The 22,030-nt window shown below is 57.0% G+C and carries 17 protein-coding genes and 1 pseudogene; 5 read left to right on the forward strand and 13 right to left on the reverse strand.

What is annotated here, in order from left to right; translation table 11 throughout:
* Positions 1-319: 319 nt before the first annotated feature.
* From ACESMZ_RS00005 to ACESMZ_RS00040, 8 genes and pseudogenes are all read right to left on the reverse strand, one after another.
* A complete protein-coding gene (locus tag ACESMZ_RS00005) occupies positions 320-934 on the reverse strand; it encodes a tyrosine-type recombinase/integrase (RefSeq protein WP_372972045.1) in 615 nt (204 codons plus the stop codon).
* A 186-nt stretch (positions 935-1,120) separates the two neighbouring features.
* Positions 1,121-2,062, reverse strand: a complete 942-nt coding sequence (locus ACESMZ_RS00010; RefSeq protein ID WP_372972046.1) for a HEPN domain-containing protein — start codon at positions 2,060-2,062, stop codon at positions 1,121-1,123.
* Between the two features lie 130 nt (positions 2,063-2,192).
* Complete coding sequence (locus ACESMZ_RS00015; RefSeq protein WP_372972047.1) at positions 2,193-3,497, reverse strand: SIR2 family NAD-dependent protein deacylase; 1,305 nt, start codon at positions 3,495-3,497, stop codon at positions 2,193-2,195.
* Between the two features lie 84 nt (positions 3,498-3,581).
* Positions 3,582-4,628, reverse strand: a complete 1,047-nt coding sequence (locus ACESMZ_RS00020) for a hypothetical protein (RefSeq protein WP_372972048.1) — start codon at positions 4,626-4,628, stop codon at positions 3,582-3,584.
* 570 nt (positions 4,629-5,198) lie between these two features.
* Positions 5,199-5,297: pseudogene (locus ACESMZ_RS00025) on the reverse strand (integrase); the annotation flags it as partial.
* Positions 5,298-5,329: 32 nt separating this feature from the next.
* Entirely contained in the window at positions 5,330-5,953 is a 624-nt protein-coding gene (locus ACESMZ_RS00030; protein WP_372972049.1) for a MarC family protein, read from the reverse strand.
* A gap of 70 nt (positions 5,954-6,023) precedes the next feature.
* On the reverse strand, positions 6,024-8,861 hold the full coding sequence (locus ACESMZ_RS00035) for a mechanosensitive ion channel domain-containing protein (protein WP_372972050.1): 2,838 nt from the start codon (positions 8,859-8,861) through the stop codon (positions 6,024-6,026).
* A gap of 20 nt (positions 8,862-8,881) precedes the next feature.
* Positions 8,882-9,985 (reverse strand): enoyl-CoA hydratase/isomerase family protein, encoded by a 1,104-nt coding sequence (locus tag ACESMZ_RS00040; protein ID WP_372972051.1) that lies wholly within the window; start codon positions 9,983-9,985, stop codon positions 8,882-8,884.
* Positions 9,986-10,181: 196 nt separating this feature from the next.
* On the opposite strand from ACESMZ_RS00040, the gene ACESMZ_RS00045 reads away from it, so the two are divergent.
* A complete protein-coding gene (locus ACESMZ_RS00045) occupies positions 10,182-10,520 on the forward strand; it encodes a c-type cytochrome (RefSeq protein WP_372956058.1) in 339 nt (112 codons plus the stop codon).
* 94 nt (positions 10,521-10,614) lie between these two features.
* Here the strand turns inward: ACESMZ_RS00045 and ppnN are convergent, their stop codons facing one another.
* Positions 10,615-12,000, reverse strand: a complete 1,386-nt coding sequence (gene ppnN, locus ACESMZ_RS00050; RefSeq protein ID WP_372956059.1) for a nucleotide 5'-monophosphate nucleosidase PpnN — start codon at positions 11,998-12,000, stop codon at positions 10,615-10,617.
* 141 nt (positions 12,001-12,141) lie between these two features.
* Between ppnN and thiI the strand changes: the two genes are divergently transcribed.
* On the forward strand, positions 12,142-13,593 hold the full coding sequence (thiI, locus tag ACESMZ_RS00055; RefSeq protein WP_372956060.1) for a tRNA uracil 4-sulfurtransferase ThiI: 1,452 nt from the start codon (positions 12,142-12,144) through the stop codon (positions 13,591-13,593).
* An 80-nt stretch (positions 13,594-13,673) separates the two neighbouring features.
* Positions 13,674-14,417 (forward strand): YdcF family protein, encoded by a 744-nt coding sequence (locus ACESMZ_RS00060; RefSeq protein WP_372972052.1) that lies wholly within the window; start codon positions 13,674-13,676, stop codon positions 14,415-14,417.
* 5 nt (positions 14,418-14,422) lie between these two features.
* Here the strand turns inward: ACESMZ_RS00060 and ACESMZ_RS00065 are convergent, their stop codons facing one another.
* Positions 14,423-15,439 carry a histone deacetylase family protein gene (locus ACESMZ_RS00065; protein WP_372972053.1) on the reverse strand — a complete coding sequence of 339 codons (1,017 nt, stop codon included), beginning with the start codon at positions 15,437-15,439 and terminating at the stop codon, positions 14,423-14,425.
* A gap of 247 nt (positions 15,440-15,686) precedes the next feature.
* On the opposite strand from ACESMZ_RS00065, the gene ACESMZ_RS00070 reads away from it, so the two are divergent.
* Both ACESMZ_RS00070 and uvrD read left to right on the forward strand, forming a co-directional pair.
* Positions 15,687-17,138 carry an NAD-dependent succinate-semialdehyde dehydrogenase gene (locus tag ACESMZ_RS00070; RefSeq protein ID WP_372972054.1) on the forward strand — a complete coding sequence of 484 codons (1,452 nt, stop codon included), beginning with the start codon at positions 15,687-15,689 and terminating at the stop codon, positions 17,136-17,138.
* 130 nt (positions 17,139-17,268) lie between these two features.
* Positions 17,269-19,434 (forward strand): DNA helicase II, encoded by a 2,166-nt coding sequence (gene uvrD, locus ACESMZ_RS00075; RefSeq protein WP_372956063.1) that lies wholly within the window; start codon positions 17,269-17,271, stop codon positions 19,432-19,434.
* Between the two features lie 216 nt (positions 19,435-19,650).
* Here the strand turns inward: uvrD and corA are convergent, their stop codons facing one another.
* From corA to ACESMZ_RS00090, 3 genes are all read right to left on the reverse strand, one after another.
* Positions 19,651-20,604, reverse strand: a complete 954-nt coding sequence (gene corA / locus ACESMZ_RS00080) for a magnesium/cobalt transporter CorA (RefSeq protein WP_372956064.1) — start codon at positions 20,602-20,604, stop codon at positions 19,651-19,653.
* Between the two features lie 88 nt (positions 20,605-20,692).
* Positions 20,693-20,929 carry a thioredoxin family protein gene (locus ACESMZ_RS00085; RefSeq protein ID WP_372956065.1) on the reverse strand — a complete coding sequence of 79 codons (237 nt, stop codon included), beginning with the start codon at positions 20,927-20,929 and terminating at the stop codon, positions 20,693-20,695.
* Between the two features lie 39 nt (positions 20,930-20,968).
* Positions 20,969-21,982 carry a permease gene (locus ACESMZ_RS00090; RefSeq protein WP_372956066.1) on the reverse strand — a complete coding sequence of 338 codons (1,014 nt, stop codon included), beginning with the start codon at positions 21,980-21,982 and terminating at the stop codon, positions 20,969-20,971.
* Between the last annotated feature and the right edge of the window lie 48 nt (positions 21,983-22,030).

Consider the following 22,030-nt stretch of genomic DNA (forward strand, 5'->3'; position numbering starts at 1 on the left):
GGTGTAACGGGATCGCTTCATGACATGATCTCCTGCTCAAGGCTCTATCATGCCGGATTTTCCAGTTTTAAATGGACCGAAATTCTGGGGTAGGGTCACTCCAATGGCTGCTTCAAATGGCCGGAAACAGCGTGTTTTCGGGCGTAATCTGAGGGGGTCGACCACCCCAGGGCGATAGATAACTGGCCGAAAAGTGGGGCAAGCGAAGTTCGCTTTTGTTTAGCGACGGGAGGAGCATGATCGAAACCCGAGGGTGAGCATCGACCGGGGCTGGCAGCGTCTGCGGCATCCAAAGGGGCCAAAGACACAAGTTACGCACCTAGATCTCAATACTCTCAGCTATCTCCAGAGCATCCTCGACCTCCACACCAAGGTACCGCACGGTGCTCGACATATTCGTGTGTCCCAACAGCAACTGGACGGCTCGAAGATTCTTGGTCTTCTTGTAGATCAATGTCGCTTTGCTGCGTCTCATTGAATGGGTTGCATAGACTGAAGGGTCAAGTCCAATGCTGGTAATCCACTTTTTGACAAGGCGGGCGTATTGGTGGGTAGTGATATGGTCGAACTTTCGTATCCGGCTCGGCCACAAATAATCCATACCCGAGAGTCCGCGCAACTCGATCCATGCTTCGACCGATTCGCGCGTCTTTTTGGTTATCTCAAACTGAACAGGCTGACTGGTCTTCTGCTGGATGACTTGCGCTCGGTCCAGAACCTCACCGTTTCTGGAAATATCTCGAACCAAAAGCTTTACCAGATCGCAGGATCGGAGTTTGCAGTCAATTGCCATGTTGAACATCGCCAGCTCGCGGATGTTCTTCGCTATCTCTAACCGAATACGGATAGCCCATATTTGTTCGAGTTTGAGCGGTAGCTTCTGGCCGACGAGCTTCCCTTTGTTCCAGGGAGCTTTGCTGGTAGGAAATGCCATGACGAGGCCCTCTTTGGAGAGTAAGGGCCTTTAAGTATGGTTCAGAAGATTGTTCTCTGACGGCCAACCTGGTCGCAAAGCGGACATTCAGGATGGTCAATCAACGTCTGCTTTATCGGCTGATTTTGGAGCGCAGCGGACAATCTGTCCGACAACATGCATTTTTTAAGCGCCCCCTGGAAAGCACTATAAATCAGAATCATCGTCTTTTGACGTAATTTCGTCTTCTATCTTCGCTACAAAGCTTGCAACACATTCACGTAGCTCGGCTAGCTTATCAGCTGTTATTTCAACATGGTTCCCATCCTTGGTTCTGCCTCCCCGATGAACTATGTCATGACGAATCACTATGTGTACCATAAGCTGTTCTATTTCTGGTCTTTCGATATCCAGCGCACTCGCAAAGAGCGGAATAACTCTATCTAGGCGATGCCAGACAGTTTTCTGTATATATTGTTCTACCTGATCGTGTAGACTCTCAAGGCGGTTAAATATATCGGATAGAAAAAATTTTTCCTGCTTGAAATCAGAGCAGTGAGATACGAACCTTCTAAAAACAGCATCGTCAGATTTAATCCAATATGACATGGTATCTGACAAATAGGTCTCTAAAGCAGCAATTAGGTGCGAATAAAGAAGTTGGCGAAGAAGCCTTGCATGCTCCGGATCGAGCTCTGTAGCATTTAATGAATCAATCTCCGATAAGCCCTGCGCAAACTGCTCGTAAGGCAAACTTTCCGATTCAACTTCAAGAGCGAAGTAATTATCGTAATCTGGTTCAGTGTGTATTGGTGCCCACTCATATACTCCATCGGACTCAACATCATCAATGACAGCACGCACTACCTCATCATCGAATAGCTCCCCGAATCTCCCATAAAGCTCATCCTCGGCTTCATAGGGACCGCCGTGGATATATAGGTACCCTCCTTCACGACCGTTGTAAGGCGTATCATTCGCGGGATCCCAATAACGACTCAGGAACCATTGTCGCATTGCCTCATGACGAAGGTTGGGGGGTGCAGATAAAAGCCACTCATTATTAGGTTCGAAGCCTGACCGTGTATTCGCTCCTGCTTCATCCGGTAAATCCGGATAGTCGTCTTCAAAATGGTCGTTGTGGCCCATAGTAAACCTCAAGAAATTCCTTTAGGGTACGATATAATGAAAGAAAGCCGGATTATCGCCGGGCTCATGCGCCGGTTTGGAGCCGCAATGCGGCGGGAAATAGGTCGCTGCGCAGCCGATTGTCATAAATTCACTGGCTCATTACCTCTGATGCATCCGAAGAGACATCCACGCCTTCAAAATATTGACAGATCATTATTCTGTTGTCGTAAGTTAGATCTAGCCAGTGCCGCTTCCATATGACGAAGGAGTCCCATGACTTGCCCATGATTTTTCTTTTGGACATATTGTTAAACGATGCCTCGACTGCCTTGAGGTACGCATCTTCAAGAGGGGTTCCCTGAATGTCCATTATTGCACCAATATGAACAAGCCAGCCAGCCAAATGCTTATATTGCTGCCAAGCGCCAGTAACCCGAGTAAAACCGCGCTTTCTTTCGAATATATCCTTGAGAAATTTAACCACTTTAGAGTGGGACACAATAATCCCATTTGACGACAAGGTTGCTATAATTTCGTAGAAAGAGTCTCGCTTTTTCAAATACGAATCGGTAAACCTTTTTTTGCCCTCTAAGACAGGCATCAAAAGGTCACGAGACCTCGATACCCTCTCTTTTATTTGCTCGTGCTTTGTTTCTATTTTTCTAAGAAAATCCTCAACCTCTGTGTTTTCGATCACTCGAAGTCCGTAGCTTCTATCGTAATAGTCCTTGATATTTTTGTTCACAGGATTTCTCGAAAGAAAAAATAGGTTCTGTCTATTTATATCATGAATTCTATTCGATCTAATATTATTAAGAATGGCTTTGAAATTGACATCGCCAAGCGAGTAGCCAATTATAACCGTCGTACTTTCCTCAATGAGCGTTTGGACTTTCTTAGAAAAGTAGTCAGGGTAATTAATAAATCGAAAATAATCATCTGCGGTGACAACCATCTTCTTTGGATACTTTACAGACCCATGCACATGATAAACCTGATAGTCTTTTGCTTGCCTGTTTATTGGATAACCTATTGAATACGAGGTACATTTATAATCTCCAATGAGTTCCTCCTCTATCAAAAGGTCATAATTTGTAGTGATAAACGTGACAGCTGGGAGCCCCTCTAGTACCTCCTTGGTTTCTTCGCCTGATTCCCCAAGCTCTAGGTTTCCAATAACCTTTGATATTTCTGTATGAAGACAGTACCCTTGGCTATCCATCTTTACCTTAATGATGCTGGCACATTCTTCCAAAGACATGATTGGGTTGTCATTCGGAAATAGTTGCTCTGCCAACTCTTCTCCACCATCAATTTTTTCACAACAGGTTTTTAACAGGCTCAACCAACTCGGAGCAGTCCCATCCGTTAAGTGCATGGAAAAGCCAGTTCCTACAAAGAAGCTCAGTGATTGAGACTCTAATGCGTAAGCTAATTCATAATACGGGTCCAACGTTCCTCCTATTTATAACGCCCGGCCCACGCGCCGGTTTGAAGGCGCGAAGCGACGGAAAATCGGTCGCCGTACAGTCGCTTGTTATGACTGCGCGCGTTCAAGCTGCAAAACTCTTTTTTCCAGTTTTTTGATCTCTGAGAAATTGCTTTTCAACTTGTCATGTTCCTCGGAATCCGAGTCCTCGCCCTGTGAGAAAAAATCGACTTCGCCACCCTTTTCGACAAAATCCACTAGATTTTTGACAGACTTTTCTAACACCTTATATTTCTCGCCATCACCGTTCTGGTTAATATTCAAGGCATCAGCAACTTCCTTGGCGATCCTTTCAAGACCTTCTTTTTTCTCTTTGTCGGCTTCTTTTTCAAGCTCCGCTTCGAGTTTCTTGTTACTAAGTTTTAGTCCCTTTAGTTCTTCAACCTGCTTTCGTATCGAAAGGACTCGTTCAGCTACTTTTAATGCCGCTAAAATAATCGTGCTGGTGGTTGTTGCGATGGCAGCAATTACAGCTAACTCGACAACAATTGAGCCTTTTTGAGCACCGACTATCCGGACATCTTCAGGCGCACAATCATGCGCCATCGCAATTCCTCTTCCAATTTCCCACCAACTACTGCCTAATCGCTTAAAGTCGGTTACATTGCTCAGGCTCACTTCATTTTGGAACCTCACGCTCATTAATACATCAGAGCTATCAGGGCTATCACTGTCTTCATCTTTGCCTTCAACCAAAGGAGAAAGGCTGCTCTTCAACTGATCAGATGTGTTTGTAGCACTGCTAACCTGATCGAAAATCTCTTTAATTTTGTTTGATGCTGTAGTGACATCTAAACTATTTCTAAAAAGAATATCTTCGACTTTTGCCACGCCGCTTGGCCCAATGTTATCTAATATGCCCATGCGAGTAAGCATTCGCTCCTGCTCGTTGGTGAGAGATGCGGTATCTATGGCTTCTATCGTTTTTATTAACTTATTCTTTTGGTCTTCAAAAGGCTGTTGTTGCTGGTTATTTCGAGCGTTTTTATTCTGCTCTAGTACTTGGTGTAAGGCATGAACTTTCTTTGCCACATCCGGCGCCTTTATATGTTTGTCTATCCACGTCGTAAGCTCCAACAGCTCTTTTACTTGCACTGGACTCTCCTTAAGTCATAACAGCTTATTAGTTTGAATTCGCTTTGAACCCAGTCGGCTCTTTCAATCTAGACCTGAATCACAGTGCGGATTTCCTATCCATTTCAGGGGGATACTAGCTGCCTTTCCACGATTTTGCGAACCCACGCTCTGTGAACAGTTTGCACGCGACTTATTTGTGCACATTTTTGCAATGTTAAATCCAGGATTCTGGAAATCTCCGTGTTAAAACAATAGGTTACAAGGTTTGCCTGTGAAAAGCGTGCAGCGTTTTTGCAAAATAAACCGTAAGAATTTGCGGATTTCAGGTGTTTTCATGACCTGCCCCCAAATTCTAGCGCATCTTTGCCGATCGAATGGCATCACAGTAACTCATGTATAGACGAATTTCTGAGCCCCAGAAAAGATGGATTTCTCAAGTTTGAGGCAGAAAACAGGTTCGGATTGAGTACGGGGCGAATGTTCGCTTTTGTTTACGACCGGAGGAACCTGATCGAAACTCGAGGGTGATCCTCGACTGGAGCTAACAGCGTCTGCGGCATCCAGGAACCAAGGAGCCTAGTTACGCATTTAGATCTCAATATTCTCAGCTATCTCCATAGCATCCTCGACTTCAACACCAAGGTACCGTCCGGTACTCGACATATTTGTGTGTCCCAATAGCAACTGTGTATACACCCCTGTTTCAGCTGCAAGACCAATCAAAGTGACCCTACAAACCCTGCAACCCCCGTCATAACAATCTCCGCAGCCATGGCCGACAAAATCAGTCCGCTGATCTTGGACAGGATATTCAGCCCGGTCTTGCCCAGCAGTTTCTCCAGGTGGCCGGACAGGTGCAGCAATACGGCCAGGATCAGCAACCCCGACAACAGGCCCAGCAGCCCGCCGGCCACTTCCGGCACGGCCTTTAGTTCGGCGCCGTAGACCAGGATGGCGCCGATGGTGGCCGGTCCGATCATGACCGGGATGGCGAGTGGTACGACGGCAACGTCGTCCCGCTCCTCTTCGGGCAGTCCGGTGGCGTGGTTACGGGTGCCGCTGGTGACCAGGCTGATTGCGGTCAGGAACAGCAGGCTGCCTGCGCCGATACGGAACGAGTTCAGGGTGATGCCGATGGCACTGAACAGGATCGGGCCGGCGAAGAACAGGACCAGGCCCAGAATCAGCGCTGAGATAGAGGCCCGTTTGATGATGGATGCTTTCTCGTGCGCCGGTAGGCCCCGGGTGAGCGCCAGGAACATGGACACCACAAAGAAGGGTGCCAGCAGGAACAGGAAGCGGATGGTGGAGCTGACATAGGTGGAAAAGAACATCTCAAACATCGTATCCGCTTACCTCAGTTGGGAAAGTTCGAGTATAGCCGCCAGGTGTTACACAACGTGGACGGCGCCATCAGGTTGCCCCCTCGGTCTTTGCTCCGGGTACTCCCCAGGGCATGGGGGCTGTGCGGATGTGGATATCCCGCTGCGGGAAGGGGATTTCCACGTTGGCCTCCCGAAGGGTGCGGGTAATGGCGGAGTGCAACTCATGGGAGAGGGGCATGAAGTCCAGCAGCTCGCGAACAAAAACCCGGACCTCGAAGTTGACGCTGCTGTCGCCGAGGCCCACGCAAAAGACCGCCGGGGCCGGATCGTTCACCACTCGCTCGTTGTTTTCAGCCACTTCCTGCAGCAGGTCACGTACCTTGTCCACGTCTGAGCCGTAGGCAACGCTGACCCGGATGATTACGCGGGTAATCGGGTCGGACAGCGTCCAGTTGGTGAGGTCCTGGGTGACAAAGGTCTTGTTGGGAATGATCTGTTCCTTGCGGTCCCAATCCACCAGGGTGGTGGCGCGGATGCGGATACGGGCCACGGTGCCGGTGATGCCGTTGATGGTGACGGTGTCGCCCACCCGTATCGGCCGTTCGAACAGCAGGATGATGCCGGACACAAAGTTGGCGACGATTTCCTGTAGCCCGAAGCCGAGCCCGACACCGAGGGCTGCCACCAGCCATTGCAGTTTCGACCATTGCAGCCCGATCACCGCCAGGGCCGCCACGATGCCGACGAACACGATAACGTAGGTGACCAGGGTGGTAATGGCGTAGCCGGCGCCGGGCTCCAGGTTCAGCCGGCTGAGAAGCATGACTTCGAGGGTGCCCGGCAGGTTGCGGGCGGCCAGGATGGTACCGATTCCGAACAGCAGGGCGAGCATCAGGTCGCCCAGGGTGATGGGCAGGGCCTCTTCCCCTTCGGCGCCGCCGATGGACCACAGGGTGATGCTGTCAAACACCTGCAGGGCGGGAATAACGTCCGCCCAGAATACCCACAGCACAGAGGCCGCAAGCACATAGGCGACGATGCGCACCAGGGTCTTGCTCTGGTGACTGATGTCCTTCAGGTCCATTTCCGGCATGTCCAGGGCCACCGGCATGCCTTCGCCGGAATTTTCGGCGGTCTCGCGGGCTTCTGCCAGCTTGCGTTCGGCGACTCGCTGTTCCCGCAATCGCTTGAGGGTCAGCCGGCGTTCCCGGACGGAGAGGGCTCGCAGGGCCAGGTAGTACATCAGCATCACAGTCGCCAGCCAGCAACCACTGAGGAATAACAACCCTTCCAGCTGGACGGCGGTGTAGTGGTAACCCCACAGGGAGGCCAGCGCCAGTAACAACGGAATGGCCACGGTCAGAACCCGGGCGCCCTGCAGGAACCGGCTGGAGGGGTTGGCGGTAAGCACTGCTGACATGACCCGGTAAGCGAACCAGGCCAGCGCCGCTGAGGCAACCAGGAACAGGAAGCGTCCCAGGCTGTTGCTGTAGGCGGCCCCTTCCGGCGTCTCCATAGTGGGCAGAATGACTACCACCGGTGTCAGCACGGCCAGCAGCAGCGGCATTTGCCGGCGAATGGATGCCAGGGTTGGCTTGTTCCAGTGAAAATGACGTTCCCCCAGACCTTCGGGCCTTGCCACTGAATGAAGGGTGCGCAGCAGCAGGGTCACGAAGGCGGCACCGGTAAAGCCGGAGGCCAGCGCGGTAAAGAATGTGTTCCCTTCCTTGAGGAGAAGCGCCGCCGCCGACAGCACCAGAACCCAGGGCAGTGCCAGTAAAAAGCTCAGGCTGGCGGCAGTGATGGTCAGGGCCATCCGGTCTTTGCCTACGTTACCGACGTCTTCGCCGCTATTGACCACCGTGTTGCGGAGGGACCGGCGTCGCATCAGCAATACAGCCAGTATCGCCAGAATGAGCAGTATCCGGGCGCCCCGTTCATCGAAGGACGCACTGACGGTGTGCCTCAATTCCTGCCACTGCAGTCCTGACAGGAGCCAGCTGACGCCGTGGTACAGCTCGCCGGCGCTGGCTGGCGATACCCGGTTCGCACTGGGTAGCCAGAACAGACGCTGCTGCAGCAAAGTCTGGTAGGAAGAAAAACGTTCACGCAGCTCGACTACCGTGTTGTAGTAGTCGTTCAGTACATCAATATGGTCGGTAACCGCCCCATGTAGCTGGACGATGACCTCACTGCGCAGCTGTCGCAGACGACCACGGTCAGTATCTTCAGGGCCACTGAGGGCTTCATACTCTTCAAGGCGAAGCTGTTCTTCCCGCGCTGCGGCCAGCTGGGTACTGATGCCTTCGGTGAGGCCGTCGGCGATGGTCTGGCTCTGAAGTCGTTCCAGGCGCTGGCGAAGCAGTCGGGCGTAGTCATTGGTGAGGTTGAGGCCGGCGGTTTCCAGTCGCAGCTCAAAGCTGCGGTATTCGTTATCCAGTCGCTCCAGCAGGGAGCGGGCCTGTGTAAGGCGGCGCTCACTGGCCTCCAGGGCGGCCTGGCGTTTTGCCAGGGCCTCTCGCAAGGTGTCGATCTGCTGGCGGATATCGGCATGCTCCGCCGTTGGCAGGTCACTTTGCAGCGGTTGTTCCGGTTCTTCTTCCAGTACCGGCTGAACCGGGGTTGCGGAAGGTTCCGGTGGTGGCTCTGCTTCGGTTTCTTTCTGGCCTTCTTCCTGGGCCTTCCCGGAGTCATCAGGTTCTGAGGATTCCTCTGCGGACTCCCGGTCCTGCTCCTCGGTTGCTCCTGGCAGGAGGTCGGTAACGGCTGCTGCAGCCGATGTGGGCTGCAGCAGCCACAGCAGGCTGACCAGGGTGATCGTGATGACGCGCCAGGGCAATTGGGAGACGTGTCGGGTGAGCATCGGTGGAGGAGCCTGTTGTTCCGTGTTTGCAGTAGTGTAGCGGTTAACGCTGAAGAACAGCATAACCTGGCGCCTCCGGGACACTAGAGGTCCGCGAGGGGGTCTTCCGCTTCAGGCCAGGGAGGCGTGAAGTGGCCTTCCACATAGTCCTCCGGAACTTCGGCCAACGACTGGAAACTCCAGGCGGGCTGGTTGTCCCGGTCGATCAGTCGCGCGCGGATGCCCTCGGCCAGGTCCGGATGGGTGGCACAGTTGGCCACCATGGCCAGCTCCATCCGGAAGATATCCTTCAGCGACATCTGCAGGCCATGGGCCAGCTGACGTTCCAGCAGGTAGAGCGATACCGGACAGGCGTTGCGTAATCCATCAATGCACGCCCGCCACCAGTGATCGTCAGCAGTACTGTTCAGCAGCCGTTCCACCACACGGGGCAGTTCATCACGCCGGCAAAGCCGGGCGATTTCCTGTTCGTGGGTGGCCAGTTCACTGGCAGGCAGGGATTCGGTGGGGGCCTCATCCAGCTGGTTAAGCAGGCGGAACAGTCGGTTGTCGTCAGCGGCAATCTCGCCGGTCCAGTACTGGTCGGTAATGCGGCTGACCAGTTCATCCTGCTGGCTGCGTTCGATGACCAGGTCGGCCAGGCCAATGCGCATGGCGTCGGCGGCGTTCATCCGTGCCCCGGTCAGGCCCATAAACAGGCCGATACTGCCGGGCAGGCGGTTGAGAAACCAGCTGGCACCGACGTCTGGAAACAGACCAATGGCGGCTTCGGGCATGGCCAGGGTTGTGTCTGGGGTCACCAGTCGGTAGCGGCTGGCCTGTAAAAGTCCCATGCCGCCGCCCATGGTAATGCCGTGGGCCAGGGTGACGACTGGTTTGGGGAAAGTGTGGAGGGTGTAATCCACCCGGTACTCCTGAGCGAATACCTCTGTCACAGTGGCTGCGCCAGGGGGGCCTTTCAGCGCTTGGTAGAGTTCGCGGATATCCCCGCCAGCGGAAAAGCCCCGGTCACCATTGGCGCTGATCATTACCAGACAGAGGTTGTCATCGTCGGCCCAGGCATCCAGCTGGGCCTGCATACGGTGGAACATGTCCGAAGAAAGTGCATTCAGGGTATCCGGCGAGTCCAGGGTCAGCAGGCCGAGCTTGCCGCTGCGGCAGGAGAGTTCGCGGGTCTGAATGCTCATAATGTTTGGACGCTTTCCGTGGGTTCTAATAGGTTGGGTACAAGTACCTACTGTGGTGCTAACTGTATCAGAAATAAAGAGTACAAAGGTCGGAGGCGCATTGTTGAGCGGTGCCTCTTGATCTAACTCATGTGCGGCGCCAGAAGGGCTGTGATATAAAACGGATCAAAGGTTCCAAAAACTGATGGAGAGACCTATGAGCTTGAAAAAACTGGCAATGGCCGGTGTGGTAATGGCAACTTTTGCAGCACCTGGTCTGGCAAGTGCCGCGGGCGATGTGGAAGCTGGCAAGGCCAAGGCAGCCGTCTGCGCGGCATGTCACGGCCAGAATGGTATTGCACAGATTCCGGGTTACCCGAATCTGGCGGGTCAGAACGAGGCCTATCTGGTGTCTTCTCTGAAGGCATACAAGAACAAGCAACGTTCTGGTGGCCAGGCTCCGGTCATGCAGGGTCAGGCAACCGGCCTCAGTGATGAGGATATTGCCAACCTGGCAGCGTTCTACGCCAGTCTGCCCGCCGATGGTGGCAAGTAAGGCCTGGTACACTTCGGATCATTGAAGCAGATAACGGCCGGTTCAGAACCCCGGCCGTTTTTGTTTGTGGGGTTGCCTGAACGCAGGAAACCCCTCAGTACCCGCCACTGACGATCCGGTAGCTGGGAATATAGGCAGACCCTCCCGGCAGTTTCATCCGGTTCTGGGCAACAAACGCCGCCAGCATCTCCTCCAGCGGATCCAGCAGAACCGGGTCGCCGGCGATCTCGAACGGGCCCTTGGCCTCTACCTGTTTGATCCCCTCCTGTTTCACGTTGCCCGCCACAATGCCGCTGAAGGCCTTGCGCAGGTTTGCCGCGATCATATGGACCGGCTGGTCGCGATGTAACTCCAGTGCGCGCATGCTTTCGTGGGTGGGCTCGAAGGGCATCTGGAAAACGGGGTCGATCTTCAGCATCCAGTTGAAGTGATAGGCATCCTGCATGGCCCGGCGGAAGGTTTCCACTTCGGTAATGCCCTTTTTCATGGTCTGGGCGACGCGAGCCGGGTCGTCGATGATGATTTCGTATTTCTCCGCGGCCTTGTCCCCCAGGGCATTGCGGATAAAGCGGTCGATCATTTCGAAGTATTCGGCGTTTTCTTTCAGGCCGGTAAAGACCACCGGGAAGGGAAGGTCGGCGTTGTCCGGGTGCAGCAACAGCCCCAGCAGGTAGAGAATCTCCTCGGCTGTACCCACACCACCCGGGAAGACGATGATGCCATGGCCGGCACGCACAAACGCTTCCAGGCGTTTCTCGATGTCGGGCATGATCACCAGTTCGTTAACGATCGGGTTGGGAGCCTCGGCGCCGATAATACCCGGTTCGGTAATACCAATGTAACGGCCGTTTTTGACCCGTTGCTTGGCGTGCCCGATGGTTGCGCCCTTCATGGGGCCTTTCATCGCACCCGGTCCGCAACCGGTGCAGATGCTAAGGCGCCGAAGGCCCAGCTGGTGGCCCACTTCCTTGCTGTAGGTGTATTCCTCACGGCTGATAGAGTGCCCGCCCCAGCACACGACCAGGTCCGGTGAGCGCCCGGCCTGCAGGGACCTCGCGTTGCGAAGGACGTGGAAGATCAGATTGGTAAGGTCTTCCGGGTTATCCCGGCGGAAACCCGCCACCGAGGTGGGAATGGTGTTGGAATACACGATATCCCGGAGAACGGCGAACAGGTGTTCACGGATGGCGAGAAGCATCTCGCCGTCCACGAAGGCACTGGCCGGTGCGTTAACCACTTCAAGCTTCAGCCCCCGGGGCTGGGGCACCAGGCGGATGTCGAAATCCGAGTAGGCCTCCATCAGGTCCTTGGTGTCGTCGGTCTCGGCGCCGGTATTGAGCACAGCCAGGGCGCACTGTCGGAACAACTGATAGAGGCCACCCTCGCTGCGATCCTTGAGGCGGTTGACTTCGTGGTTGGACAGTATTTCGAGGCTGCCTTCAGGGGAAATGAGGGCATTCACCGTGGGCTGTTTCTGCATGGATTACCTGACTCCTGATGATTCGTTGTGCACACTTCCGGTGGCTTTCGGCAAGGCCGGATTTTGAGGCACTCCGGGAACCGGGTAAACTAACGCCTTTACTTTCTTTACGCCAGTCACCCGATAGTCGATTTGTCCCCCATGATGTTATTGATTCGCCCGGCTGCTGAAGTAGCCATCAAGAGCAAGCCGGTTCGTCGTCAGCAGATGCGCCAGCTCCGCCAGAATATCCGCAAACTGCTGGCCCGCCTGGACCCGGAAATCCGTGTCGAGGGTTCCTGGGACCGCGTTGATGTGGACGTACCTGACGGCCGGGGGCTGCTGAGCCCGGTGCTGGACGAACTCAGCCGCATTCCCGGAATCTCCACCATCCAGGAAATCTCCGTCTATCCGCTGGTCAGCCTGGACGACGTGGGCGAAAAAACCCTGGCGGCATACAGGGAACGCCTGGCCGGCAGGACCTTTGCCGTTCGGGCCCGTCGCTCGGGAGACCATGACTTTACCTCCAGCGAACTGGAACGGCAGGTTGGCGGCTTGCTGCTGGCGAACTCCGACGCGGCCGGTGTGAAGCTCAAGGCACCGGATGTCGAGGTACGGATCGACGTGCGGGACGACAAGTTCCATATCTCCCACCGCAAGCATGAAGGCCTGGGCGGTTACCCCATGGGAACCGTCGAGAATGTGATGACGCTGGTTTCCGGTGGTTATGACTCTTCCGTGGCTGCCTACCTGATGATGCGTCGGGGCCTGCGCAGCCACTTCCTGTTCTTCAACCTTGGCGGACAGGCCCACGAAGTGGGCGTGAAACAGGTGGCCAGCTACCTGTGGAACCGTTACGCCTCAAGCCACTCCGTAAAGTTCATATCCGTACCCTTTGAGGGCGTAGTGGCGGAGATCATGCGTACCGTGAACCACCGGCACTGGGGCGTGGTGCTCAAGCGGCAGATGCTGAAGGCCGCTGACAAGGTGGCCGCGGAAATCCGGGTAGAAGGCCTGGTCATGGGCGATGCCGTGGCCCAGGTGTCCAGCCAGACCCTGACCAACCTGAACGTGGTGGACCGCGCCAGCAACATGGTGGTGCTGCGACCGCTGATCGCCATGGACAAGCAGCAGATTATCCGCATTGCCCATGAGATCGGAACGGACTCCTACGCCCGTAACATGCCCGAGTACTGCGGTGTTATTTCCCAGAAACCTGCCACCCGGGCGAAGCTGGATCGGGTGGAATACGACGAGGCGCAGATGGACCCGGCAGTCCTGGAGCAGGCAGTCGCCGACCGTACCGAGACCCCGGTCGGGCGCATGATGGTACCCGAAGTCACCCTGGACGATGTCGAGCTGGTCAACACCCCGGCAGTGGATGATGTCATCATCGATGTGCGTCACCCGGACGAGGAACAGCGCGCGCCGCTGACCCTGACCAATAACCAGATCATCAATATCCCGTTCTACGAGCTCAACAAGCAGGTGGAGCGCCTGGACAACCACCGCCAGTACCTGCTCTATTGCGACAAGGGCACCATGAGCCGGGTCCATGCCGGGCACCTGAAGGCCGAGGGGCATGACAACATCAAGGTCTATGCCCCGGGCTGAGCCGCCTGCCCTGTTTTGTTCCGGGCAGGGACGTCCGGATAACTGATAACGCCGCCAACACCGGGAAAGGAATCGTATACGTGCTTCTGTTCATCAAATACGCCGTACTTCCGCCGTTTGCCAACATCCTTCTGGTGCTGGCCGGCCTGCTCATGATCCGTCGCTGGCCCAGGGCAGGGTGGTGGCTGATTGCACTGAGCACGCTCTGCCTGTATCTGCTGTCCATTCCGCCGTCGCTGTCGGTGCTGAGTACCGGGCTGGAAGATCATCCGGTGCCGACAGAAGAGGAAGCGTCCAGGGCCGAGGTAATCGTGGTGCTCGGTGGTGGCCGGGACACCTCGGCGCCCCAGTGGAATGGCCGCGATACCGTTGCCGAGGCACCGCTGGCCCGGCTCGCGGAGGCGGCGCGGTGGCACCGGCGTACCGGCCTGCCGCTGCTGCTGACTGGCGGGCGTAACGGGATTGATGGCGCTGAATCAGAGGCGCAGCTGATGGCGCGAATGCTGGACGAAGCCTTTGGCCTCCAGGCCCGCTGGCTGGAGCACGAGAGCCGGGATACCCGGGAAAATGCCGAGTTCAGTGCCCGTATCCTGGACGCTGGCGGCATGGACACCATCCTGCTGGTAACCCACGCGGCCCACCTGACCCGGGCGATTCCGGAATTCGAGAAGCACGGCTTTGAAGTGATTCCGGCTCCCATGGGGTTTGCCAGTTCGGGCAAGAGCGATGACCTGGGCCTGCTGCCGCGCGCCCTCTACCTTCAGGAGAGTACGCGGCTGGTCTACGAACACATCGGTCGGCTCTACTACTGGCTGACGGACTGAGCGGTTCAGACCCCGCCAATGCCCTTGAAGAACTGCTGCACGTTCTCGTTCAGGGATTCCAGGTCATAGCCGCCTTCCTGCACCACCAGGGTGGGCAGGTGCAGCTGGCTCAGGTGCTTGCCCAGCTTTGAAAACCCTTCCGAGGTGACCGATACCTTGGCCTGAGGGTCGTTCTTGTAGATATCAAAGCCCAGACACAGCACCAGCACATCCGGGTCGTACAGGCGGATGTCGCGGATGGCCTTGTCCAGCGTGTCGAAGAAATGCTGCTCACTGGAGCCGTGGGGCATCGGGTAGTTGATGTTATAGCCGTAGCCGTCCCCCTCGCCGCGCTCGTTCTCAAAGCCGGTGACCACCGGATAGAAGTTGGTGGGGTCTCCGTGGATGGATACGTAAAGCATGTCGCTGCGGTCGTAGAAAATCTCCTGGATCCCCTGGCCATGGTGCATGTCGGTATCCAGGATAGCGACGCGGGCAAACCGGTCCTGCAGGTGCTGGGCCGCAATGGCGGCATTGTTCAGGTAACAGAAGCCGCCGGCCGCATCGCGACGGGCATGGTGGCCGGGCGGGCGGCATACCGCATAGGCTACCCGGTCGCCGGCCTTGATGGCGTCGGCTGCGCCCAGGGCAGACTGGGCCGACCAGTAGGCAGCCTCCCAGGTTTTGGGGCCAATGGGTGAACTGCCGTCTGCCTGGTAGCGGGCTGCTTCCGCCAGGATGCCCTGCAGGTGGTTGGGCGCCCGTACGAAAATGTTCGAGATGACCTCGTCACCCCAGTCTTCCTGTTCCATCCAGCGGCGGTGGGCGGATTCCAGAAAGCGCAGATAGCCCAGGTCATGGATGTCAGAGATAGGCCCGGCGCCCTGGTCCGCCGGTTGCAGTACTTCCACGCCCAGTTCCTTCAGGCCTTCCAGCATCTGACCGGTCCGGTCAGCCACCTCCTGGGGCTGGCGCATCTGCCCACGGGTGAAGTACGTCTTGGGGGCGTGCAGGTCCTGTGACGGGTGGAAATACGCTTTCATGTTACGGCCTCCTGATGGGTCATCGTTTCGGACCAGTATAGTAGGCACTCTCAGGGTTGCCCGCTCTGGCCGTTTGCCTTTACAGACGTGACAAAGGCAGCCAATATGGTTGAATAAATTATCAACCCTGCCCGGACTTCTGGGTGTCCGGAGACTTGATCAGTAGTCTCACTCCAGGACGATTTCGTCAATACCCGGACAGCTTCCAACAACTAAAAACGACTGTCTATCAGAACGAGGAGCCATCATGATCGAATCACCCCTGCTGAAAAACCTCAAAGGCTATATCGGTGGTCAATGGAAGGCGATCGGCGACAACACCTTCGACGTCTATAACCCGGCCACTGGTGAAGTCATTGCCAGCGTACCGTCCATGCCGGCGGAAGACGTCAAGGCCGCTATCGAAGCCGGCAAGTCTGCCCTCCGCCTGACCGAACCCTACGCCATCGAAACCCGCCGCCGGTGGCTCGAAGGAATCCGCGATGCCCTCAAGGCCAACAAGGAAGAGATTGGCCGTATCCTGTGCCTGGAACACGGCAAGCCCCTGAACGAAGCCCAGGGTGAGGTGGACTATGCTGCGGGGTTCTTCGACTATTTCTCCAAGACCATTGGCGAGCTGAATTCCCACACCCTGGAAGAAAAGCCCCGGGACTGCACCTGGACCATCCACTACCGTCCGATCGGTGTGGTGGGCCTGATCACCCCGTGGAACTTCCCCATCGGCATGATCGCCAAGAAGCTCTCTGCTGCACTCGCCGGCGGTTGCCCGTCCGTGATCAAGCCTGCCAGTGAAACCCCGCTGACCATGATCGCCATGTTCACGGTCATTGAAGAAAACGTGGACCTCCCGGAGGGCATGATCAACCTGGTGATGGGCAAGGCCAGCGTCATCGGCAAGGAGCTGTGCGAGAACCCGGACGTACCCATGCTCAGCTTCACCGGCTCCACCGAAGTGGGCCGCAAGCTCATCCTGGACACCGTGGAGCACGTCAAGAAGCTTGCCCTTGAGCTGGGCGGCAACGCGCCGTACATCATCTTTGACGATGCCGACCTGGACAAGGCGGCGGATAACCTCATTGCCAACAAGTTCCGCGGTGGCGGTCAGACCTGTGTTTGTGCCAACCGCATCTTCGTCCACGAGAACGTCATGGACGCCTTCGGCCAGAAACTGGCTGAACGGGTCAACAAGATGACGGTAGGCGACGGCATCAACGGCGACGTGGATATCGGTCCGCTGATCAACAAGGCCGGCTTCAACAAGGTCAAAGAGCACCTGGAAGACGCCCTCCAGAAAGGCGCCAGCCTCGTGGCCGGCGCGAAGCCGGAAGACCTGCCGAGCGACAAGCTGTTCTTCCCCCCCACCGTCGTCTCCGGCGTCAAGCGGGACATGGCCTGCTTCCGTGAGGAAACCTTCGGCCCGCTGGTGCCCATGGTGTCCTTCAGTACTGAAGACGAAGCCATCGAAATGGGCAACGACACCGAATTCGGCCTGGCTTCCTACGTCTTCACCGCTGACGAAGACCGCGCCCAGCGCGTAGCCGGCGGCCTCCGATTCGGCCACGTCGGCTGGAACACCGGCACCGGCCCCACCCCGGAAGCCCCCTTCGGCGGCATGAAAGCCTCTGGCATCGGCCGCGAGGGCGGCATCGAAGGCCTGTTCGAATTCGTCGAGCCGCAGTCCGTTCCACGCGGATTTTAAGCTCAACCCCTGGAACCGCGCCTCGGGTACACGAGTCGCGGTTCCAGCCTTCCCACCCATAACCCAATCTCCCACCCATGGGTGATATACTGCTGCCTCATTTTCCACCAGGCAATGAACGGCAGAACCCATGGATGTCTCCCCCATCATCGACCCCCTGAATGACGCCCAGCGCGAAGCGGTAACCGCCCAGAACGATCACCTGCTGGTGCTCGCCGGTGCCGGCAGTGGCAAGACCCGGGTACTGGTCCACCGCATGGCCTGGCTGATGCAGGTGGATGGTGTGCCGCCCACCGGCATCCTCGCGGTCACCTTCACCAACAAGGCGGCGAAGGAGATGCGCTACCGCATCGAACAGATGATGAACATCCCTGCCCGGGGTATGTGGTTCGGCACCTTCCATGGCATTGCCCACCGCCTGCTGCGGGCTCACTACGCCGATGCCGGCCTGCCGGAAAACTTCCAGGTACTCGATAGTGACGACCAGCTGCGCCTGATCAAGCGGGTCATGCGGGAGGCGCAGATCGACGAAAGCCGCTGGCCACCAAAACAGGCCCAGTGGTTCATCAACAGCCAGAAGGACGAGGGACTGCGGGCAGACCATATCCAGGACAACCCGGGGGACCACTTCACCAACACCATGCTGCAGATTTACCGGCAGTACGAGAAGCTCTGCAACCAGGGTGGCCTGGTGGACTTTGGTGAACTGCTGCTGCGCTCCCATGAACTGTGGCTGCACCGGCCGGAGTTACTGGCCCACTACCAGCGCCGCTTCCAGCACATCCTGGTGGACGAGTTCCAGGACACCAACACCATCCAGTACGCCTGGCTGCAGATCCTCGCCAGCAACCGGGTGCCCATCACAGTGGTGGGTGACGACGATCAGTCCATCTACGGCTGGCGGGGTGCGAAAATCGAGAATATCCAGCAGTTCCAGCGGGACTTCCCCAACGCTCGCCTGGTGCGGCTGGAACAGAATTACCGCTCCACCCAGCTGATCCTGAAGGCCGCCAACGCGGTCATTGCCAACAATCAGGGCCGCCTCGGCAAGGAACTGTGGACCGACGGCCCTGAAGGCGAGCCCATCAGCCTGTATGCCGCCTTCAACGAGATGGACGAGGCCAACTACATCGCCGACACCATCAGCGCCTGGGTGGACGAGGGCAACCTGCGTAGTGAGGCGGCCATTCTCTATCGCTCCAACGCCCAGTCGCGGGTGCTGGAGGAATCCCTGATGCGACAGGGCATTCCCTACCGGGTCTACGGCGGGCTGCGCTTCTACGACCGCCAGGAAATCCGCAACGCCATCGCCTACCTGCGACTGGTTCACTACCGCCGGGATGATGCGGCCTTCGAGCGGGTGGTGAACATTCCCACCCGTGGCATCGGCGCCAAGAGCCTGGCGGACCTGAGGGCCTACGCCACGGAGCAGGGCATCTCCCTGTGGGAGGCCTCGGAGCGCATGCTGGACGCCGGCGCCGTCAAGGGCAAGGCCCGCTCCGGACTGCAGCAGTTCATCGAGATCATCCAGACCGTCTCGGAAAAAGTAGACCAGTCCTCCCTGCAGGGCCTGATGGAAGAAACCCTCAGGCTCAGCGGGCTGAAGGATTACCACGCCAACGAAAAAGGCGAAAAAGGCCAGGCCCGGGTGGAGAACCTGGAGGAGCTGGTCAACGCCCTGTCGGATTTCGAGGTGGAAGACGGCGAGGACGCGCTGGCGGAATTCATCGCCCAGGCAGCCCTCGATGCCGGTGAGGCCCAGGCGGATACCCACGAGGACAGCGTGCAGCTGATGACGCTGCACTCCGCCAAGGGCCTGGAGTTCCCGCTGGTTTTCCTGGCGGGTGTGGAAGAGGGCCTGTTCCCCCACAGCATGTCCCTGGAAGAACCGGGACGCATGGAGGAGGAGCGCCGGCTGGCCTATGTGGGCATCACCCGGGCCATGAAACGACTGATCCTCACCTACGCCGAATCACGCCGTCTCTACGGTCAGGAGAAGTTCCACGCCCTGTCCCGTTTCGTGCGGGAAATTCCGGCGGACTGCATCCAGGAAGTGCGCCTGCGCAACACCGTTACCCGCCCGGCCATGGTATCCCGGCCCAATGAAGGGCTGTTCGATTCCGCGCCCATGGAACAGGCCGGGTTTTCCCTGGGGCAGCGGGTTCGTCATCCGAAATTTGGTGAGGGGATTGTGATGAACAGCGAGGGGAGCGGTCACCACACCCGGGTTCAGGTGAACTTTGACGATGGGGCCAAGTGGCTTGTTCTGGCTTATGCTCCGTTGGAGGCTTGTTAATAAGAAAGCAACTGTCGTACCTGGGTACCCGATGTGGGTTCAGGGACAATCAGTTCTTCAACATGCCCCCTACCGCTGATCGTGAATGGCCCCAACCGTTCACCCTGAGCTTGTCGAAGGGTGGTGTCCGCCCCTCTGATTCCCGCCTCGGTTGTTGGCCCTTCGACAGGCTCAGGGCGAGCGGGAGTGCAGGACATACCGTTAGTCGAAGGCCGGTTAAAGCCAGCCTTTGCGCTTGAAAAACCAGTAGGGCGCAATCCCCGCCGCCACCATCAGCCCCAGCGCCCCGGGGTAACCCAGTAGCCACTCCAGCTCCGGCATATGCGCGAAGTTCATACCGTAAATGCTGGCAATCAGCGTCGGGGGCAGGAAAACCACCGCAGCAATCGAGAAGGTCTTGATGATCTGGTTCTGCTCAATGTTGATGAAACCCTGGGTGGAGTCCATCAGGAAGTTGATCTTGTCGAACAAAAAGGTGGTATGAGACATCAGCGTTTCGATGTCGCGGTTGATCTCCCGCAGGGTTTCCCGCAGATCGCCTTCATTACGCAGATGCCGCAGCAGGAAGGAAATATTCCGCTGGGTATCCATCAGGCACAGCCGTGTCTTGCCGTTGCTGTCCTCCAGCCGGGCCAGGCGATCGATGGCCTCGTCCAGTTCCGCCTCTTCGTCCTCCAGCACCAGGTAGCTGACATCCTCCAGCTGGCGGTGAAGATCCTCCAGGCCGTCCGCCTGGTTTTCCACCTTCTGCTCCAGCAGGGTCACCATCATCTCGCACGGGTTGCGGGCCTCCACCTGCCCCCGGCGGGCGCGCATGCGCAGCAGCCGGAAGTCGGCCAGTTCCGTCTCGCGGATGGTGATCAGGCGGCTTTTCTGCAGGATGAATGCCACGGATACCGTGTTATGACGCCCTTCGGTCAGGTTAAGAAACATGGAGTGAACATGTACCCCGGCCTGATCCACGAAGTAGCGGGCCGACGCCTCGATTTCCTCCACGTCGTCAAACTCCGGAATATCCGTTTTCAACAGGCGCTGGAGAATCTGCCGTTCATCGTCGTCAGGTTCACAGGCGTCGATCCAGTCTGCTTGTCGTAACCGGTCTTCGTTATCCTCTTCCCGGTTATCGATTTCCCTGATAAGACCGTCGACAATCCTGAAAAACCTCAGCATAGGCATACTCCGGGTAAGCGGGTGACTCTGACTACAGTTTAGTGCACCCGCTATCTTACGCGGGAAACCTGCCCCGCGTCCTGCCGGTTTATGGTTTCAGCCAGCCGACAATTTTCTCGTGGTCGGGGACAGAGCCGCTGTGAATCACCTCTCCATTTATCGCCACCGCCGGGGTGGACATCACCTGGTACTCCATGATTTTTGCCGGGTCGGTGACTTTCTCCACTGTCACGGTCTGCCCCAGTTCACTGGCCACCCGCTCAATGCTCTCAGCGGTGGTTTGGCATTTTTTGCAGCCGGTCCCAAGTACTTCGAAAGTCTTCATGGACATATCTCCTGATATTGAATGACACGGAAACTGCCCTCAGAGTCCGGCGAAAAGCCAGGGTCCGATGGCATTGATGACCCAGCCGACCACCATGAAGTTGGCCAGCAGGATGACGAAAATCAGCCCCAGCAGGCGGAAGGTCATCACCTGCTTGAGCATGATGAATTCCGGAAAGCTGGCGGCCACGGTGCTCATGCAGAAGGCCAGGGTGGTGCCCACCGGCAGGCCCTTCATGATCAGGCTTTCCATGACCGGGATAACGCCGGTGGCGTTCGAGTACAGCGGCAGGCCAGCAAACGCCGCGACAGGTACACTCCACCACTGGCCCGAGCCGAGGTTTTCAGCAAACCAGCCATCCGGGACGAAGCCGTGCAGGGCCGCGCCCAGGCCGACGCCGATCAGTACCCATTTCCAGATGCGTCCGACGATTTCCTTCAGCTCGTCCTTCGCGAACTGATGGCGTTCGGCGAACGTCATCTTCCGGGCCTGTGGCACTTCAGCCTCGCCGGGATGACGGGGTGCCCCGGCGGCTTTCTGATAGGCTTTGGCAGCAAAGTCCTTGAGCCAGCGTTCAGCTTTGAGCGTGTCCAGTATCATGCCGCCAAAAATGCCCACGGCCATGCCAATGACCACGTAGGCCAGGGTGAACTTCCAACCCAGCAGGCTCCAGAGCATGATCACCGCCACTTCGTTTATTATGGGCGAGGTAAACAGGAACGCCATGGTGATGCCCAGGGGGATCCCGGCGCTGGTAAAGCCCAGAAACAGGGGAATGCTGGAGCAGGAGCAGAACGGCGTGATGGCGCCAAACCCGGAGCCGAACAGATAGCCGGCAAACCGGTGCTTGCCCTGGATGTAGGCGCGCACGCGCTCAAGGTCCAGCGCGGCCCGAGCCAGGGCAATGACATAGATCATCACCACCAGCAGGAACAGGATCTTGGTGGTGTCCTCAATGAAAAAATGGATCGATGTGCCGAGTCTGGTAGCCGGATCGAGTCCGAAAACGGTGTACGCCAGCCAGTTGGCAAAGTAGGTGAAAAAATCAAGCATCGCCCTGAAAGCCTGTGTTTGTTAATCGACACCCTTGAAGACGAACGA

The organism is Marinobacter sp. (assembly GCF_041690615.1).
In the GTDB taxonomy this organism is placed as follows: Bacteria; Pseudomonadota; Gammaproteobacteria; order Pseudomonadales; family Oleiphilaceae; genus Marinobacter.

What these genes read in the sequence shown, in the direction of transcription:
- ACESMZ_RS00005 (WP_372972045.1), bottom strand. Translation starts at nt 934, where the DNA reads ATGGCATTTCCTACCAGCAAAGCTCCCTGGAACAAAGGGAAGCTCGTC.
- ACESMZ_RS00010 (WP_372972046.1), bottom strand. Translation starts at nt 2,062, where the DNA reads ATGGGCCACAACGACCATTTTGAAGACGACTATCCGGATTTACCGGAT.
- ACESMZ_RS00030 (WP_372972049.1), bottom strand. Translation starts at nt 5,953, where the DNA reads ATGTTTGAGATGTTCTTTTCCACCTATGTCAGCTCCACCATCCGCTTC.
- ACESMZ_RS00035 (WP_372972050.1), bottom strand. Translation starts at nt 8,861, where the DNA reads ATGCTGTTCTTCAGCGTTAACCGCTACACTACTGCAAACACGGAACAA.
- ACESMZ_RS00040 (WP_372972051.1), bottom strand. Translation starts at nt 9,985, where the DNA reads ATGAGCATTCAGACCCGCGAACTCTCCTGCCGCAGCGGCAAGCTCGGC.
- ACESMZ_RS00045 (WP_372956058.1), top strand. Translation starts at nt 10,182, where the DNA reads ATGAGCTTGAAAAAACTGGCAATGGCCGGTGTGGTAATGGCAACTTTT.
- ppnN (WP_372956059.1), bottom strand. Translation starts at nt 12,000, where the DNA reads ATGCAGAAACAGCCCACGGTGAATGCCCTCATTTCCCCTGAAGGCAGC.
- thiI (WP_372956060.1), top strand. Translation starts at nt 12,142, where the DNA reads ATGATGTTATTGATTCGCCCGGCTGCTGAAGTAGCCATCAAGAGCAAG.
- ACESMZ_RS00065 (WP_372972053.1), bottom strand. Translation starts at nt 15,439, where the DNA reads ATGAAAGCGTATTTCCACCCGTCACAGGACCTGCACGCCCCCAAGACG.
- ACESMZ_RS00070 (WP_372972054.1), top strand. Translation starts at nt 15,687, where the DNA reads ATGATCGAATCACCCCTGCTGAAAAACCTCAAAGGCTATATCGGTGGT.
- uvrD (WP_372956063.1), top strand. Translation starts at nt 17,269, where the DNA reads ATGGATGTCTCCCCCATCATCGACCCCCTGAATGACGCCCAGCGCGAA.
- corA (WP_372956064.1), bottom strand. Translation starts at nt 20,604, where the DNA reads ATGCTGAGGTTTTTCAGGATTGTCGACGGTCTTATCAGGGAAATCGAT.
- ACESMZ_RS00085 (WP_372956065.1), bottom strand. Translation starts at nt 20,929, where the DNA reads ATGAAGACTTTCGAAGTACTTGGGACCGGCTGCAAAAAATGCCAAACC.
- ACESMZ_RS00090 (WP_372956066.1), bottom strand. Translation starts at nt 21,982, where the DNA reads ATGCTTGATTTTTTCACCTACTTTGCCAACTGGCTGGCGTACACCGTT.